Genomic DNA, 15,252 nt, shown 5'->3' on the forward strand with positions numbered 1-15,252 from the left:
CCCAACTGATCTGTCTGGTTAATATTTATTTATCATTTCCCAGCTTTATTATTTCAACTCAATCCGCCATTCTTTTCCATACTATAAATGTTCTCAGTTTTTTGAGCATTTCCATGCAGCATCCGTTTGCAAACCATTTATCGTTTGTCAGACATCATCTCACTTCGTATTCCTGACGCTATTTCATATGGCTTTCTTATAATCCAGCAATATAAGAGCGCCCTCAACCAAATCGTTCAGGGCGCTCCGTTTTTCCATATATGCCAATATTGTCACAATTCGTTTATGGTTTCTGTGATCGCCATACGGCGTATCCGTTTGGACGGCGCATAGACCGCTGCGGCCGTCGCACTCAGCACAAACAGCAAAATGATACAAAGCGCCGGCACCGGCAGGCTCCATGTGTGATAGGGGAAATGACTGGTAATCAACTTGTCATACAGCAGCCTGCTCAGCGACAGCCCTGCCGCGCAGCCTATGATACAGCCGGAAAACGCATAGGTAGCCGCTTCCGCCGCTATCATCCCTGTCAACTGTCGCCCGTCCATCCCCACCGCCCGCATGGCGCCATATTGCTTCATCCTTGCGGACACGCTCATGGAAATGCTGTTGACGATATTGAACACGGTAATCAGGGCGATGACTGCCAGGAACCCGTAGATAAACAGGCTGAATGCCCAATAGGTGCTTCGGTCGCCCTCGTCCCGCCTGTCTGTAAATTCGTACCGGCCGTTTACCAGATCACGGATTGCAGCTACATCCTGGTCGGCCGCGCTCTTCGCCACCTGTATGTCGATGATCGCATAATCCCGCATGCCTGTCAGCCGCGTAAAGGTTTCCTCGGAGCAGATGAGGATGATCTCCCCATCCGTCCGGCCGCTGTTGGAAAACGGGCTGTATTTCAGCATACCGGCGATCTCCACCTCGAAACCGCCGAGCTGGATTTTGTCCCCGACATCAAGCGGAACATCCTTATCCCAGATGGCCAGCACATAGCCGCTGTCCCCATATACCTTGGACAGGTCGCTCCCCTTCCGCAGCATATCATCGTCTGGGAGCCAGCCCAGTTGTGACTCGTCATAAGAAATCAGATCCACCGTCGTCTGCTCTGTATCCACATCGAATGCTGCCGGAATATTTTCCGCATACATCCGCCCATACGCATGCGTCACGCCTTCCATGCCGCTGATTGTGTCTACCAGCGCATGGTTCACCGTATTGGAGTAAGCACTACTTGCGATCGTCAGATTGGGCGCGGACAGCGACGTCGGCAGCAGGCACCCCAGCAGCTCCACCAGCACGGAAAAGCACAGGAACAGGATGATGCTGAGTGCGAACGAGCCCGACATCAGGAACAGGTTTTTCTTTGCCGAAACCGCATGGGAAACACCCAGCGAGGACTCGATCTTCAAAAAACGCGCCTTTGCCCTGTGCGGTTTGCGCTTTCCGTCCGCCGCATTGCCGGACACCGCTGCAATCGGCGAAACCCTTGCTGCGCGCTTTGCCGGGGATTGGGCCGCGATCCAAACCGTCAGCACGCCGAGCACCGCACCGCTGACAATGCCGACTGCGCTCACCCCGAACACCGGAATTTCGGAAAATTCGCCGCCGACCAGATACCGCAGCACCGCGTTCAGACCCCACGCGAGGCATGTGCCGAGCAACACGCCGATCGGCACGGCTGTTTTGCACCAGTTTAGCGCCTCCAGCCGCACGAAGCGGACGACCTGCTGTTTGCTCATGCCGACGCAGCGCATCATGCCGAAGAACTGCGTCCGCTGGGCGATCGTGCTGTTCAGGCTGCCCGAAATCATCAGCACGCCTGCGATCAGCACCAGCAGGAACAAAATAATAACCAGCGGATACACGTTTTTCACCAGCGTATTGTCGCTCAGCCCTGCCAGTCCCATGAGGATAAAGTTCTGCTGGACGTCCGCATCCGCCAGACCGCACTGTTCCTTGATCTCCGCGATCGCCTTTTTCATGTTGGCATGGCTGCCAAACTGCACATAATACGAGGCGCTGCCCGTATCGCCGTTATCCTGCATGATCCTGCGGAACGCGGATATGTTCATGAACACGCCGACCTGATCCTCATCCACCAGCAAGGCTGTCGTCTCGCCGCTGCCGTTGTTGTTGGCGTACCGACTGTCGTCGCTGCGAAAGCCCGTTACACGGAATGTATAGCTGCCGGCAGGCGTGTCCAGTACCAAACTGTCGCCCACTGCTACGCCGAGCAGCTCCTTCGCATTCGGTGTGAGGATGGCTGCATCATCCGCCTGCACACTGGAAGCCTCGTCAAAGTAGCGCATGATATCCGTTCGGAAGGGTTCTTCGATACCGCACAGGGCAGCCTGCCTGCCGTCGATCGTATATGCCCTGCTCTGATCAAGGTTGACCACATCATACCACGATGCGGCGGCCACATCCGTGCGCGTGCGGATCGTTTGCGCGTCGCTTTCCGTGATATTCTGGATCTGGATATGCCAGTTCCCGTGCGTTTCCTTTGTGTGCATGGTCTCAGACTGCACCAGCATATCCGCCATGCTGAAAATCGCCGTGACAAGGAACACCGCAAAGATGATGCAAAGCAGCGTCATGCGGTTTTGCCGCCGGTGCACCTTTGCCGAGATCGGGATCAGGCTGAGATAGCTCCTCATTCCCGACACCTCCCGAAATCGGTCAGCACGCCGTCGGATACCCGCAAAATCCGGTCCGCGGTCTGCGCAATGCTCCGGCTGTGGGTAATCAGGATAATGGTCTGCTCATAGCTTCTGGAAGCCTGCTTCAGCAGGGCAATGACCTCGCTGCTGTTCTGCGTATCGAGGTTGCCCGTCGGCTCGTCGGCAAGGATCAGCGCAGGACGGGTGATCAGCGCGCGCCCGATCGCCGCGCGCTGCTGCTGGCCGCCGGACAGTTGGCTGGGCAGATGATGGCGGCGTTCCTGCAAATTGAGCACAGTCAGAAGCTCTTCCAGATAGGCTTTGTCCGGCTTCCGATAGTCCAGCAAAACGGGAAATTCGATATTCTGTTCCACGGTCAGCTCCGGGATCAGGTTAAAGCTCTGGAAGATAAAGCCGATGTTCCGGCGGCGGAAAATCGTCAGGCTGCGCTCCTTCATGGAGAAAATATCCCTGCCGTCGATCCATACCTTGCCGGAGGTCGGCGTGTCCAGCGCGCCGATCAGATTGAGCAGCGTGCTCTTGCCCGATCCGGACTCCCCGACCACGGTGACAAATTCACCTTTGGGAACCGTGAAGCTCGCGTTTTTCAATGCGTGTACGGCAGCTTCGCCGCTCCCATAGGTTTTGCAAACGTTTTGCACCTCTAATAGATCCATTCGGTCTCACACCTCTTTCTGATTCGGTATAGAAAGAGTACCATGCGCGCCCTACTGCAGGATGACACACAGCCTACAATTTTGTAGGAATCAGAAAATTCATGGTAAAGGTCGTGCCGGCGCTCAGCTCGCTGTCCACCTCGATGGTGCCGTTATGCGCTTCCACGATCGCCCTGGTCAGCGCAAGCCCCAGCCCGATCCCCTGCGTATCCTTGGAAAAGCGGCTGCGGTAAAAGCGCTTGAAAATATGCGGCAGGTCCTCCGGGTGGATGCCGCTGCCGTTGTCGCGCACCACGATCTGGACAACCGACGCAAATGCCCGCCATGTGATGCGGATTTCATCACCTTGGGCGGTATGGTCCAGGGCGTTTTTCACGAGATTGCCCACCGCTTCCATCAGCCAGTTCCGGTCGCACCACAACGTTGCCGTATCATCACCGGACAAGATCAGCGTTTTCCCCTCCTGCTCCGTCCGGTAGGCAAACTGTGTTTCGATCTTGCCCATCATTTCGGATATGTTGTGCTCCGCCTTGTCAATCACGATCGTTCCCGCATCCAGCTTGGTGATTTTGAGCAGGTTCTGGACCAGCGTTTCGATCCGGTCGAGCTCCTGCTCGGACAGGGATGCAAATTCCCGGATGGTTTGTGCATCGTCTGCATCTTGCTGTATGATGCCGTTATAGATATTCAGCGCAGCCAACGGGGTTTTCAGCTGGTGGGAAATGTCCGAAATGGTATCCTTCATAAACCGTTTGGCGCGTCCTTCGTTTTCGGCATGGGCGTTCAGGACAGCGACAAGCGAGTTGACCTCGTGGAACAGGCGGTACAGTTCGCCTTCTTCGTCGCATTCGATCCGGGCGTTCCGATTCCCCGCGATGTAGTCTTCGATCTGCGCCGCGGCGTTTTCGATCATCCTGCTCTGCGCCCGGAAATACAGATACAACGCAGCGAAAACAGCAATCCCCATGCCGGCACACGCCAAAAGCACATAAACCGCCGCATGCTGTAATTCCATCGCAGCACAGGCAACTGAAAAGATGGAAAATGCAGCGATTATCAGCAGTACTGCGCAGAACAGCCGCTTGATTTTCCGGTTCACCAGTATTTTCATCACGCATCCCGCCCTGCTGTATTCCACTTATAGCCCATCCGACGGACAGTCACGATGTTTTGCGGATTGGCAGGGTCGTCCTCGATTTTCGTGCGCAGCCGGCGGATATAGACCGTTAGGGTGCTGCTGTCGATATAGTTTTCCTCGCAGTCCCACAGCCTGCCCAAAATCTGCTCCGGCGAAAGCACGATGTCTGGGTTCTCCATGAACAGGCACAGCAGCTTGTATTCGCTGGCCGTCAGGTCGATCGGTGCCCCGTTTTTATAGACCTCCCGCTTGAGCTGCAACACCTTGATGCCGTTGGAGTTGAGTTCTGGCTCGGTCTGGCTGAAGTTTTCGCTCCGGCGAAGTAGCGCATTGACGCGGGAAAGGAATACCGCCAGCTTGAAAGGCTTGGTAATATAATCGTCGCCGCCGATGTCCAGCCCCATGGTGATGTCGGTCTCCTCGTCCGCCGCGGTCAGGAACATGACCGGCACCCTGGATGTTTCCCGGATCTTCCTGCACAGATCATAGCCCGAGCCGTCCGGAAGTGCCACGTCCAGAATGACCAGATCATAGGTTCCATCCTGCCACAGTTGTTCCGCTTCCATGCTGGTTCGCGCGATGTCGATCTCATATCCCTGCTTTTTCAGGGCAAATGACAGGCCGCCGATCAGACTCAGGTCGTCTTCTACAAAAAATATCCGCTTCATTGGCTGCTACCATCCTTATCCAATATCCTCCGCCTTTTCATTATACCGCTTCCGTTGGATAATACAACGAACGCGCTTTTACAACGCCGCGGCAGTCTCAGCCCCCAATGTCCACGCGATCCGCTTCAGTCCCGTCCCCAATCCCTCGAATCCCACGCACCGGCCCGGACGGACGTTCACGGAATAATCCAGCAAGGGCTGCGCCTGGCAGCTGGTATCCAGCCACAGATCGAGTGCCAGCACATCCTCCCACGCCCGATTGAGAAACGCCACTTCCCGCCGGCCATGGGTGCGGGTGGCATACGGCTCCCCCGCCTGACCGAGATACTCCTCAATCCGCGCTGCCGGAAAACCGGCGGCTGTGAGGCTGTCCGTCAGCCCGATACGGAACAGTGCGGGGATATCCGCCCACTGAAAGGGCATCGCATCATAGCGCACGAATGCATAGCGGCTGTGACAATGGACCACGAGCAAGCATTTCCTGCCCCGCAGATCTATCACATGCAGATCCCAGCAAAAGCGCCGGTCCGTCTGTGTGCCGTAGTCGGGCGCTTTCATTTTCAGGAATCGCTGCAGGGGGAAGGTCAGTCCCAGTTCCATTTCACTTCACCTCATGGGGCATGCTGATTTTTCTCCGTCCGAATCCGGTCGGCCGCGCGTTCCGCTGTCCGTACAAACCGCTCCACATCCGGACAGGGCGACGTGGCATAAAGCAGGCCGTATGGAACAGCGTACTCCCACTCCACCGGAAGCGAGACCAGTCCCGGGTGGACATCCTGCCAGCATTCCAGCGTAAGTAGCGCATGCCCTGTTTCCGCGCAGCGGTTGAACACGGAAATATCGTAAAACCGAGGGGTGTCCTCCACCTGGATCTGCGGATGGTTCTTTCGCAGCTCCGCGCGCAGCCTGTCGTTAAGGCCTGAATCCCCCGCCTTCACCATCATCAGGGTCTGCCCATGCAGGTCGGAAAGCGTCAGCCGCTTCTTTGCGGCCAGAGGATGCTCCCGCCGTACCGCCACCATGCATTTATAGGTACCCAGCGCCAGAAAACTGCATTGGTCCAGCCACGCGCGGGAGTCGCACACCCCCACAAGGAAGTCGAACTTCTCTCCCAGTCTGCCAATTTCGGCAAGGATACCCTGATGGTCGTCCTCAAAAGGGACCAGATGGAGCTTGTAGCCGGGGAACGCCCGATTGACCTGGTACCACAGATCCATGAATGGTTTGGCAGGGTTGAGCAGCGAGGTCCCCACGCAGAAGGTGGTTTCCGCATCGGCTGTCGCAGCCCGGGCGCTGTCCACCGACCGTCTTGCGTAGTCCTGTAAAAACCTCGCATCCCGCGCAATCATTTCCCCCGCCGCGGTAAGGCGCACGCCGTGCGGGGTGCGTTCGAGCAGCCGCAAATCCAAATGCGCTTCCAGCACGTCCATCTGTTTCATCACCGCCGTGGCTGAAATAAACAGCCGCTTGGAGGCACTGGTAAAGCTGCCGCAGTCCGCCACCGTCAGGAAGGTAGTAAGTAATGGGTTGAGCATAGCCCCTCCTTATGTATTAACAATAGGTTGATACCATGCTAACACATTGGAGATTCCCCGTCAAGGCTGCCGCTGGTACAATAGAGGAGGACGAACAATTGGCCACCACTCCCACAGAACACTTGCTCTCCCTCCCCCGGCATCATCGTCACGCCTCTGGAGCTCGACGAATTTAATGGCCCGTGCGGGGATTTTTATAAGAACATGTTCACCAACTGCCCGGCAGACCGCCCCGGCACATCGGGCGAGGTGACGGGTGTGGCCGAGCTGCTCATCGGCAGCCGCAGCGCTTTCATCACCGGCGCGGACTTTCTGGTGGACGGCGGCGCGACCGCCCCTGTATTTTTACGGACCGCTCAAAACATAATTACATCGATCAAAACAGGAGGAAACACCATGGATTATGTAACATTGAACAACGGGGTCAGGATGCCCCAACTAGGCTACGGCGTATATCAGGTGGCCGCGGCTGAAACCGAACGGTGCGTGGCCGACGCTATCCGCGTGGGCTACCGCTCCATCGACACCGCCCAGGCCTACGGCAACGAGCATGGCGTGGGCGACGCCTGGCGCAAGAGCGGCATCAGCCGTGACGAGCTGTTCCTCACCACCAAGGTATGGATCGCCAACGCCGGCGAGAAAAAGGCTGCTGCTTCCATCGACGCCTCCCTGCAAGCCCTTCAGACCGATTATGTGGACCTGCTGCTCATCCACCAGCCCTTTGGGGATTACTACGGTACCTATCGGGCGATGGAAAAGGCCTACCGCGACGGCAAGGTCCGCGCGATCGGCGTGAGCAATTTCTACCCCGACCGCTTTATCGACCTGACCACCTTTGCCGAGGTAACGCCCGCGGTCAACCAAGTGGAGACCCATGTATTCCAGCAGCAGAAGGTCGCCCGTGAGGTGCTGGCGAAGCATCATACCCAGATCGAATCTTGGGGTCCCTTTGCCGAGGGCCGGAACCAGATGTTCACCAACCCCGTCCTGACCGAGATCGGCGCCAAATACGGCAAAACCGTAGCCCAGACCGCGCTGCGCTTTCTGCTCCAAAGCGGTGTGGTAGTCATTCCCAAGTCTGTCCACGTCAAGCGGATGGAGGAAAACTTCCATGTATTTGACTTTACCCTGAACGAGGACGACATGGCCGCTATCGCCGCCCTGGACACTGCTGAGAGCGCGTTCTTCTCCCACTATGAGCCGGAGACGGTGGAATGGTTCATGTCGCTGATGCGATGAGCGTTATTGGAAAGGAGCAGTTCCGCGTGACAAGGCCGTATATTTTCTGCCACATGATGACCTCTCTGGATGGGAAGATCATGGGCAATTACATGAACCATCCTGCCGCCGCAGAAGCCGGCGAAGCCTTTTACCGCATCGCCTTTGGTGAGAAGCCCTATTACCGGCACCAGGGCTGGCTCTCCGGACGGGTGACCACTGATGACAACTTCACCTTTTATGAAAAGCCCGCGCTGGAGGAGAACGCGCTCCCCGTGCCGGACGGGGATTTCGCGGCCCAGCCGGACTTCGGTATGTACTATGTGTCCATCGATCCTGCCGGCCGCCTGGGCTGGAAGGATGCCGTGCTGCACTACGAAACGACCACCGCCCATGTGATCGAGGTGTTGACCGCACGGGCATCCAACACCTACAAGTCTTTCCTGCGCAGGCTGGGGATTTCTTACATTATCGCCGGAGAGGAAACGCTTGACGCGACCCTGGCTCTGCAAAAGCTGCGCGCGCTGTTCCACATAAATACACTGATGCTGGGCGGCGGCGCGGTACTCAACTGGTCGTTTATCCAAGCCGGCCTGTGCGATGAGGTGAGCGTGGTCATTGCGCCCTGCGCCGATGGTTCCGCCAGCGCCCAAACCCTGTTTATGGAAAAGCCGGGCATCAGCGACGACACTGCCGCAGGCTTTACCCTGCTGGAAGCCAAATCCCTCCCCGGCAGCGCCGTATGGCTGCGCTATAAGGTGGAACGGCAAGGTATACCCCAAGGATGACCATCCCGCACGGTACGCTTCCAGCATCTGGGATGGTATATGCACCCATAAATAATTTGGTAAAACCACAGGGAAAGCGTCAAGGCTATACGGCCTTGGCGCTTTGTTCATTTTGCTGTTTTCCTCCGGTCGTCCCCCATCGGCCGCTCTTTCCGGTTTACACGCCGCTGTCTTCCCGCTTATCCAGCGGACTGGTCATGCGTGATGCTCTGAACAAATTGCGCTGCGGTGGGTGTGAGGTCGTTCAAATCGTTGGCGAACAGGCCAATCTCAAAAGTGATTTCCAGATTAACCGGATATTTCGCATGCCCTGCCGCCAGCGTTTCCGTCATATATTCCGATTCCAATACCGTCCCGCACCATATTGATCGCGGTTTCCGCAGCCTGCACCTGAAGAACCGCGTCGCAGGCATCGGCTGGCGGATATGGTCCAAAATCGTTTCATATTTTATCCCGGGCGCATCCTCCGGCATCGGCTGTGAAACCACCCGATATTTCGCGGAACACGGCGGGCGTGTCATCGCCACCATGCGTAATCCGCAAAAGGCCGGCAGTCTTTCCCGCAGTAAAAAAGCAGGTCGGGGAAAACCATCCCCGGCCTGCTTCTTATTGTGCGTTTTTCGCCTTGTATGCCTCGCCCCAGTTCCACATGACATCCAGAACCGGCTTGAGGCTGTATCCCAGGTCGGTCAGCGTATACTCCACATGGGGCGGCACCTCCGCAAAAACCCTGCGGGTCAACAGTCCAGTCGCTTCCATCTCCCGAAGCTGCGCGGTAAGGACCTTCTGCGTTACATGGCCGATGGACCTTTTCAGCTCTCCAAACCGTTTTGTTCCCGGCATCAGGTCACGGAGGATCAACACCTTCCATTTATCGCTGATGAGGGTAAGCGTCGTTTCCACAGGGCAGGCCGGCAGTTCCCTTACAGGCTTCCGGCTCACCGGCTTCTCGGCTTCCATCCGTATCCCTCCCTTAGTATCCAAATGGTAACTATGGCACAATATTGTACTTACTTTACAGCAGGGCTGTATGGAAGTATTATAATAGCAGCGGAAGCAAAAAGCAACCCATTCCCACAGAAAACAGTTTGGAGGTCAAAAAAATGAACGAAGTTGTAACATTCCTGAACGAGAATCCGGTGCAGTATCTGGCCACCGTCGGACGGGACGGGAAGGCCAAGTGCCGCCCCTTTATGTTCGCTGGGGAGATGGACAGCAGGCTGTGGTTCTGCACCAACAATCAGAAAGAGGTCTACAAGGATATGCAGGCCAATCCCTGTGTGGAGATCAGCGTCTCCAGCCCCACCTACGCCTGGATCCGCCTGAACGGCAAAGCGGTCTTTGAGGACAGCCTGCCCGCTAAGGAGATGTGTCTCCAAAACCCCATCGTCAAGAGCCAGTACCAAACCGCTGACAACCCCATTTTCGAGGTATTCTATCTGGCCGGTGCGCACGCTGTGATCGCTGATTTTTCCGGCAACCCACCGCGGGAATATGACCTGTAAGCCTGCGGACAGCCCTCGGAAGCCGGCCCAAGCCGCCCCGCACAAGCGCTGGCGGCTTGGGCCGCGCGTCCGTTTTCCGTAACCGCCTTTCCGCTTTCACTAGGAGACCGCACAATGACAACGCAAGAGATTTTGACAACCCTTCAGGCGGACATCCATTCCACTGTGTTCGCCACCCTGGATACGCACGGCCTGCCCCAGACCTGTGTGATCGACCTGATGCTGGCGGATGCCGCGGGTCTTTATTTCCTGACCGTCAGGGGCAAAGCCTTTTACACCCGCCTGACGGCAAAGCCTTTCGTAGCGTTCACCGGCATGAAAGGCCGCGATACGCTTTCCACCTTGGCGATTTCCCTGCGGGGTGCGGTGCGCAGCATTGGAAAGGAACGTCTGGCGGAGATTTTTGAGAAAAACCCTTATATGGCCAAAATCTATCCTACGGAAAAAGCTGTGACGCGCTGGAAGTCTTTCAGATTTACAAAGGCGAGGGGGAGTATTTTGACCTGGGACAGCTTCCTCCCTATCGCCAGTGCTTTTCCTTTGGCGGCGGGGCCGCACGGAAAAGCGGATACTGCATCGATCCGGACAAGTGTATCGGCTGTCAGGGGTGCCGCATCGTCTGTCCGGCGGGCTGTATCAGCGCTTCGTTTCCCCGCAGCATCGACACCGCGCACTGTCTCCATTGCGGCAACTGCTACCGCATCTGTCCGGCTGGGGCGGTGGAGCGGCGCGACGGGTAAGCCTTTCGCAGAAGCAGGTCGTACACGGTGCGATAACCGACATTTCGGATAAGATGGCAGGGGGATATCACCCGCCTGAACGCAGACGCCATTGTAGACGCGAACAATAGCGGTCTGCTTGGCTGCTTTGTCCCCTGCCACGGGTGCATCGATAACACCATCCACTCGGCGGCGGGCCTTCAGCTCCGAGATGAGTGCCACCATCTGATGGAGCAGCAGGGCCGTCCGGAACCCGCAGGGCGAGCCAAGCTGACAAAAGGCTACAACCTGCCCGCCCGCTATGTGCTGCACACCGTCGGCCCCATCATACAGGGCCGTGTGACCCGACGCGATCGGGAGCGGCTGGCCGCCTGCTACCGCGCCTGTCTGGAACTGGCGGCGGCGCAGTCCCTGGAAAGCGTGGCGTTCTACTGCATCTCCACGGGAGAATTCCGCTTCCCCCATCCGGAGGCGGCGGCTATCGCAGTCCGCACGGTCAAAGCATTCCTGCAAACACCTACTTCCATCAGAACGATAATTTTCAATGTTTTCAAGGATATTGACGCAGACCTCTACCGCAGTCTGCTCTGAACCGTTTGCGCAGATACGGCGGGCCTGACCTATTCCGGCCAGCGCTTCGAAAAACACTTCGGGGATTTCATCCGGAAGTATGGCATCCGCGATATGTATACCAGCGGCTTCTATCCTTTCGGAACGCCGGAGGAATATTGGGCCTGGTGGAGCCGCCACATCATGATCAACCGCTACGAAAGGGCTCCGAAACCGGTCTATGACACGCTGCTGCGGCTGGTGAGCGGCAGGGACTACTTTGTGCTGACCACCAACGTGGACCATCAGTTCCAGCTTGCCGGATTTGATAAAGAGAGGCTGTTCTATACCCAGGGGGACTACGTGTTCAAAGCCCTGCTGCCAAAAGACCTGGGACAATGAAGAAACCGTCCGCCGCATGGCCGCCGAACAAAAGGATATGCGTGTGCCGGCGGAGCTGCTCCCCCGCTGTCCGGTGTGCGGACGGCCCATGTCCATGAACCTCCGCTGCGATCAGACCTTTGTGCAGGACAGCGGCTGGTATGCCGCCGCCGAGCGATATGAGCGCTTTCTCCAGCAGCACGAGAGGCTGCGGGTGGTGTATCTGGAATTAGGCGTGGGCGGCAATACGCCGGCCATCATCAAATACCCCTTCTGGCGCCTGACCGAGCTTGGCGAGCCCGCTCTCGGACTGCACAACATAGACATGCTGCTCCTACAGGTTTTTGGCCGTAGGAGCCAGCCGGCCGGCCGCTAAAACCGCTTCCAGCCGGTCCTTTTCCACCGCCCGTCCGTCAAATTATTTGCATGAATACCGTTTTTTGACCGCTTCAAAAAATCCATTTTGTATGTTTCCCTGCAAGGCTTCCTGCCCATACAGCGCCTGTGCGGATGGGTTTTTCTGTTTCTCCGGAGACGGCTGCGCCGCTCCGCACCTCAATAGGATAAGCCGCGTTTTCCGAAATGTAAAATACCTGTGTTTCATGGCTCGTGATTCATTTTCCGTATTTCTGTTTTATGCCGGTCTGACAAACTGTAAAAAGGCGCGAACCGCCCGCGCCAGAACCACTCCGTTATGCAGCACATCATAATTGGCGCAGAAATCCTTTTCTTTCTCATATTCTCCCGACCATGCCGTCAGGGGCGCATGAACCGGCGTATCGATGTGTATGGTCACGCCCCTTGTCCCGACCAGATCGCCCTGCCGGATGCAACGCGCTCCCGCCAGCGAGTGTTCCCTTTGGAGCAGAGCGCCCTTCCGTTCCTTTGTCTGATGCGGATGTACGCATAGCGCGCGGCATGGAACAGCTCCAAAAACAGCCCCATATCCATCGCTTTCCCTCCTGCCCTTATCATACCGCGGCACGTGGTCAAACGCAATAGAGCGCACCCCCGCGAAGCCGGAAAGGGCGTGCCGCCTGGCGGCACGCCCTTTTTCTGCCTGTCCCGTCCAGCTCTCTGCGGCGTCGGTATTTATCCCAGATACGCCTGGAAAAATTCCGTCAGCTTGTCGAACGGGATGGCGTTTTTGCCGCCGCCGTCGTACAGGTCGGTGTGGACGGTATCGGGCAGGAGCAGCAGCTCCTTGTTGTCCGCGTAGGGACTGCCCTCGACCATGGCGGCGTATGCGTCCCGACTGAAGTAGCAGGAGTGCGCCTTTTCGCCGTGTACCAGCAGCACCGCGCTGCGAATTTCGCTACTGTACTGCAAAATCGGCTGGTTTAAGAATGACATGCAGCCGGTCACGTTCCAGCCCCCGTTGGAGTTGAGCGAGCGGGGATGGTAGCCGCGCGGCGTTTTGTAGTAGTCGTAGTAGTCCTTGACAAAGAAGGGCGCGTCTGCGGGCAACGGATCAACCACGCCGCCGCCGAGCGCATAAGCGCCGTTTTTGCAGTCCTCGAGCCGCTGGGCGTTGAGGGCCTGCTTTTTGGCGTAGCGCGCGTCGGCCGAATCCTCGGCATCAAAATATCCATTGGCGTTCACGCGGGCCATATCGTACATGGTCGCGGCCACGGTAGCCCGCACGCGGGTGTCCAGCGCGGCCGCGTTGAGCGCCAGCCCGCCCCAGCCGCAGATGCCGATAAGGCCAATCCTGTCCGCGTCCACCTCCTCCCGCAGGGAGAGGTAATCGACCGCGGCCTGGAAGTCCTCGGTATTGATGTCTGGCGAGGCCATGTAGCGGGGCGCGCCGCCGCTCTCGCCGGTGAACGAGGGGTCAAAGGCCAGCGCCACAAAGCCGCGCTCGGCCATGGTCTGGGCATACAGGCCCGCGGCCTGCTCCTTGACCGCGCCGAACGGCCCGCACACTGCGATCGCCGCCCTCTTGCCCTGCCCATCCTTGGGGACGTACACGTCGGCCGCGAGCGTGATGCCGTAGCGGTTGCAGAAGGTGGCCTTGCTGTGCGCGACAGACGCGCTCTGCGGGAAGGTCTTATCCCATTCCTGTGTCAGATGCAGTTCTTCCATGAGGGTATCTATCCTTTCGTTATGGCCGGAAATGTTAGTACCAGTCGTGTTTTTCGTTGCGGTCCAATACTTTGATCTGCACCAGCTCCTCGTCGGTCAGCGCAAAGTCGAACAGCTCGGTGTTCTCCCTGATGTGGTCGGGGTTGCTCGAGTCCTGAATGACCACCACGCCCTTTTGCAGGCTCCAGCGCAGGATAGCCTGAGCGGAGGGCTTGCCATGCAGGCTGTACATACCAAGCCGTAGATGGGCATTTCGTAGCCGCTGTTCAGGGTGACGCGGCGGGTGTCAAAATCAAACCGGCTGCTCTCGGCCGTAGCAGGGGTATGGGAGTATCCAGACCTCCCATCCAATCCTCTGGAACATCCCCGCGCAGGCGCTCAGGGTCAGGCTGTAGGCCAGCAGCTGGGACAGCCGGCGTTTTTTCACAGCGTTTCCTCCTTTCGGAGGGGCCGCAGAATACGGGCGGGTACGCCGCCCACCACCATCCCGGCGGGTACGTCGCGCGTGACCACCGCACCGGCGGCCACAATGGCCCCGTCCCCAATGGTCACGCCCGGGGTAATGGTCGCATTCGCGCCGATCCACACCCGCTTGCCGATGACGATGGGCTGGGGGATGAGCTCATCGCGGCGGGCAGGGTTCTCGTTGTGGTTGAGCGTGGCCAGCACCACGTTGTGACCGATGAGCGCCCCGTCCCCGATGGTGATGCCGCCCTGGTCCTGGAAATGGCAGCTCGTGTTGATGAACACGTTCTTGCCGACCGTGATGTTCTGGCCGTAGTCGGTGTAAAAGGGCGGGAACAGGCAGAACCCCTCACCCACCGGTTTGCCGGTGAGTTCGGAAAACAGCCGCGCGACCTCCTCCGGCTCGTGGTAAGAGAAGTTGAGTTCTGCGCTCAGCTTCATGGCGCGTTGAGACGCGACGCGCATGTACTGGTAGACGGGCAGGCCAGCCCGTTTTGCCTGTTCTTCGATTTTTGTCTCGTGCATTAGTTACTTCCTTTCTGCGCGGAATGTCTCGCTGTACTCAAGCTGGTAAATCAGGTAATCCAAACAGTCGATTCTCCGCTGTTCCGCATGGCAGCGCTCGAGCAGAAGGCACCGGTGTCTGGCCAACAGCGCCGCCCCTTCGCCGTGCCTTCCGCACTCGAACAGCCGCCAGAATTCCCGGGCGAGCGCCTCCCCGCAGCCCGCGTCCAACAGGTTCTGCATCACGCGCCGCCGAAGCTCCTGCTCCTTCATAATCTCGCTCCCTTTCCCTGATTTGAGTATAAACCGCCGAACAACAAATAGCAAATATATATAAAGAATACATTATTATTCTTG

General features: G+C 57.6%; 20 protein-coding genes and 1 pseudogene. 6 read left to right on the plus strand and 15 right to left on the minus strand.

The window, feature by feature from the left end; translation table 11 throughout:
- Positions 1–272 precede the first annotated feature (272 nt).
- The 6 genes from H8S45_RS03510 to H8S45_RS03535 form a co-directional block, all read right to left on the minus strand.
- Positions 273–2,660 (minus strand): ABC transporter permease, encoded by a 2,388-nt coding sequence (locus H8S45_RS03510; RefSeq protein WP_243182366.1) that lies wholly within the window; start codon positions 2,658–2,660, stop codon positions 273–275.
- On the minus strand, positions 2,657–3,340 hold the full coding sequence (locus H8S45_RS03515) for an ABC transporter ATP-binding protein (protein WP_147574505.1): 684 nt from the start codon (positions 3,338–3,340) through the stop codon (positions 2,657–2,659). Before H8S45_RS03515 ends, H8S45_RS03510 begins: the two co-directional genes overlap by 4 nt.
- Positions 3,341–3,413: 73 nt before the next feature.
- Positions 3,414–4,451 carry a sensor histidine kinase gene (locus tag H8S45_RS03520; protein WP_147574506.1) on the minus strand — a complete coding sequence of 346 codons (1,038 nt, stop codon included), beginning with the start codon at positions 4,449–4,451 and terminating at the stop codon, positions 3,414–3,416.
- Positions 4,451–5,146, minus strand: coding sequence for a response regulator transcription factor (locus H8S45_RS03525; RefSeq protein WP_186949576.1), 696 nt, complete (start codon positions 5,144–5,146; stop codon positions 4,451–4,453). Before H8S45_RS03525 ends, H8S45_RS03520 begins: the two co-directional genes overlap by 1 nt.
- 78 nt (positions 5,147–5,224) lie before the next feature.
- A complete protein-coding gene (locus H8S45_RS03530) occupies positions 5,225–5,746 on the minus strand; it encodes a DUF6933 domain-containing protein (RefSeq protein WP_054328224.1) in 522 nt (173 codons plus the stop codon).
- An 11-nt stretch (positions 5,747–5,757) separates the two neighbouring features.
- Positions 5,758–6,681 (minus strand): LysR family transcriptional regulator, encoded by a 924-nt coding sequence (locus H8S45_RS03535; RefSeq protein WP_054328223.1) that lies wholly within the window; start codon positions 6,679–6,681, stop codon positions 5,758–5,760.
- Between the two features lie 396 nt (positions 6,682–7,077).
- Here H8S45_RS03535 and H8S45_RS03540 point away from each other — a divergent pair, with 396 nt between their 5' ends.
- Together H8S45_RS03540 and H8S45_RS03545 are read left to right on the plus strand one after the other, a co-directional pair.
- A complete protein-coding gene (locus H8S45_RS03540; RefSeq protein ID WP_186949728.1) occupies positions 7,078–7,920 on the plus strand; it encodes an aldo/keto reductase in 843 nt (280 codons plus the stop codon).
- A complete protein-coding gene (locus tag H8S45_RS03545) occupies positions 7,896–8,687 on the plus strand; it encodes a RibD family protein (protein ID WP_242977810.1) in 792 nt (263 codons plus the stop codon). Before H8S45_RS03540 ends, H8S45_RS03545 begins: the two co-directional genes overlap by 25 nt.
- A gap of 179 nt (positions 8,688–8,866) precedes the next feature.
- Here H8S45_RS03545 and H8S45_RS03550 read toward each other — a convergent pair whose 3' ends face one another.
- A complete protein-coding gene (locus H8S45_RS03550; protein ID WP_159068061.1) occupies positions 8,867–9,034 on the minus strand; it encodes a hypothetical protein in 168 nt (55 codons plus the stop codon).
- Positions 9,035–9,293: 259 nt separating this feature from the next.
- Entirely contained in the window at positions 9,294–9,647 is a 354-nt protein-coding gene (locus tag H8S45_RS03555; RefSeq protein ID WP_054326903.1) for a winged helix-turn-helix transcriptional regulator, read from the minus strand.
- A gap of 143 nt (positions 9,648–9,790) precedes the next feature.
- Between H8S45_RS03555 and H8S45_RS03560 the strand changes: the two genes are divergently transcribed.
- The 4 genes and pseudogenes from H8S45_RS03560 to H8S45_RS03575 all read left to right on the plus strand — a co-directional run.
- Positions 9,791–10,192, plus strand: a complete 402-nt coding sequence (locus tag H8S45_RS03560; RefSeq protein WP_054326902.1) for a pyridoxamine 5'-phosphate oxidase family protein — start codon at positions 9,791–9,793, stop codon at positions 10,190–10,192.
- A gap of 114 nt (positions 10,193–10,306) precedes the next feature.
- Positions 10,307–10,984 carry a hypothetical protein gene (locus tag H8S45_RS16970; protein WP_456236937.1) on the plus strand — a complete coding sequence of 226 codons (678 nt, stop codon included), beginning with the start codon at positions 10,307–10,309 and terminating at the stop codon, positions 10,982–10,984.
- A gap of 38 nt (positions 10,985–11,022) precedes the next feature.
- Complete coding sequence (locus H8S45_RS03570; RefSeq protein ID WP_407925829.1) at positions 11,023–11,502, plus strand: macro domain-containing protein; 480 nt, start codon at positions 11,023–11,025, stop codon at positions 11,500–11,502.
- 15 nt (positions 11,503–11,517) lie between these two features.
- Positions 11,518–12,127: pseudogene (locus tag H8S45_RS03575) on the plus strand (Sir2 silent information regulator family NAD-dependent deacetylase); the annotation flags it as partial.
- 348 nt (positions 12,128–12,475) lie between these two features.
- Here H8S45_RS03575 and H8S45_RS03580 read toward each other — a convergent pair.
- From H8S45_RS03580 to H8S45_RS03605, 7 genes are all read right to left on the minus strand, one after another.
- Entirely contained in the window at positions 12,476–12,637 is a 162-nt protein-coding gene (locus tag H8S45_RS03580; protein ID WP_153802382.1) for a hypothetical protein, read from the minus strand.
- Positions 12,634–12,792 carry a hypothetical protein gene (locus H8S45_RS03585; protein WP_153802381.1) on the minus strand — a complete coding sequence of 53 codons (159 nt, stop codon included), beginning with the start codon at positions 12,790–12,792 and terminating at the stop codon, positions 12,634–12,636. The genes H8S45_RS03580 and H8S45_RS03585 overlap by 4 nt, the downstream gene beginning before the upstream one ends.
- Positions 12,793–12,933: 141 nt before the next feature.
- Positions 12,934–13,926 carry an alpha/beta hydrolase gene (locus H8S45_RS03590; protein ID WP_054326899.1) on the minus strand — a complete coding sequence of 331 codons (993 nt, stop codon included), beginning with the start codon at positions 13,924–13,926 and terminating at the stop codon, positions 12,934–12,936.
- Positions 13,927–13,960: 34 nt separating this feature from the next.
- Positions 13,961–14,158: an aldo/keto reductase gene (locus H8S45_RS03595; protein WP_147574508.1), complete on the minus strand. Its 198-nt coding sequence runs from the start codon at positions 14,156–14,158 to the stop codon at positions 13,961–13,963.
- Between the two features lie 60 nt (positions 14,159–14,218).
- On the minus strand, positions 14,219–14,353 hold the full coding sequence (locus tag H8S45_RS16530) for a hypothetical protein (protein WP_256435174.1): 135 nt from the start codon (positions 14,351–14,353) through the stop codon (positions 14,219–14,221).
- Positions 14,350–14,916, minus strand: a complete 567-nt coding sequence (locus H8S45_RS03600; protein WP_054326897.1) for a sugar O-acetyltransferase — start codon at positions 14,914–14,916, stop codon at positions 14,350–14,352. Before H8S45_RS03600 ends, H8S45_RS16530 begins: the two co-directional genes overlap by 4 nt.
- A gap of 3 nt (positions 14,917–14,919) precedes the next feature.
- Positions 14,920–15,168: a hypothetical protein gene (locus tag H8S45_RS03605; RefSeq protein ID WP_054326896.1), complete on the minus strand. Its 249-nt coding sequence runs from the start codon at positions 15,166–15,168 to the stop codon at positions 14,920–14,922.
- Positions 15,169–15,252: the final 84 nt, after the last annotated feature.

Origin of the sequence: Agathobaculum faecis (assembly GCF_014287995.1) — a bacterium.
In the GTDB taxonomy this organism is placed as follows: Bacteria; Bacillota; Clostridia; order Oscillospirales; family Butyricicoccaceae; genus Agathobaculum; species Agathobaculum ammoniilyticum.